The organism is Veillonella parvula, assembly GCF_024461875.1.
Classification (GTDB): Bacteria; Bacillota; Negativicutes; order Veillonellales; family Veillonellaceae; genus Veillonella; species Veillonella parvula_I.
Map to the genome: position 1 here is coordinate 1 of NZ_JANGAL010000013.1, position 1,344 is coordinate 1,344.

At 46.1% G+C, this 1,344-nt stretch carries 1 rRNA gene; it reads right to left on the reverse strand.

Going from position 1 to position 1,344, the window contains the following annotated elements:
- Positions 1–704: ribosomal RNA gene (locus NE668_RS09680) — 23S ribosomal RNA — on the reverse strand; the annotation flags it as partial.
- Positions 705–1,344 lie beyond the last annotated feature (640 nt).

Below are 1,344 nucleotides of genomic sequence, written 5' to 3' on the forward strand. Positions count from 1 at the left end.
CTACTATTACTAACTGAACGCCCTGTTCAGACTCGCTTTCGCTGCGGCTCCATGTTTTCCACTTAACCTCGCTAGCAACAGTAACTCGTCGGTTCATTCTTCAATAGGCACGCCGTCGTCCTGATATATATACAGACTTCGACTGTTTGTAGACATACGGTTTCAGGTTCTCTTTCACTCCCCGCCAGGGGTTCTTTTCACCTTTCCCTCACGGTACTATGCGCTATCGGTCGATATCAGTATTTTGGCTTGGAGGGTGGTCCCCCCTGCTTCCCACAAGGTTTCACGTGTCTCGTGGTACTCTGGATACAGTCCCGTGTATGCAAGGTTTCGATTACAGGGCTTTCACCTTCTGCGGCTGAGCTTTCCAGCTCGATTCTTCTACCTCATTTACACTTGATGACTGTCCTCAACCCCGGTGCGGTTGCCCGCTCCGGTTTGGCCTCTTTCCCGTTCGCTCGCCGCTACTAAGAAAATCTCGTTTGATTACTGTTCCTCCGGGTAATTAGATGTTTCAGTTCCCCAGGTGCCCTCCTCATAGTCTATGCTATGGGTGACAGTGCATAACCACTGCCGGGTTCCCCCATTCGGAAATCTACGGGTCACAGGTTGCTTGCACCTCTCCGTAGCTTATCGCAGCTTACCGCGTCCTTCTTCGGCTGATATCGCCAAGGCATCCACCGTACGCCCTTATTATCTTTACTTATTTTGCGTTATCATTTGCGCCTATCGTCGTCGCCTCACGCTCGATTTTGCCTTACGTACAATAGTACGCGGCGGCTTCATCTCGCTCAGGCTCCTAGATATACATCAAATGCTAACGAAAATCTCATGATTGAATACATGAGAGATAATATTGACATGCATTAGATACATTGTCATTTTTTTGTAGCCGTACATTTTACATGTACGTCACCATTAAGTCAGAGAATTATTTCCTATGTGCTCGGGTCAACCTACTTAGAAATTCTAAGAGATGACCTTACAAATATATATTAATTCTTCTATGCAGTTTTCAAAGAACAAACAATTCCTATATTTCGCGTCTATCGTCGTTGCATTCGCTTCACTTGTCTTGCGTAATTACCATTACGCGACGACGTCGTTCATCTCATGCGCCTAGATAGCCATCGAAATCTATTAAATTGTAAATGGTATTAAACCATCTGAGAGTCTTTACAGATCTCTCAAAACCAAACAATGATAAGTGTGTAAGTACAGCTAGCGCTTATGCTACGTCTACTTACTCGCCAAAGTGTCGACCTAAGTGACATCCAAGCTCTTGGCTCGGTGTATGTCTCCCTAGAAAGGAGGTGATCCAGCCGCACCTTCCGATACGGCTAC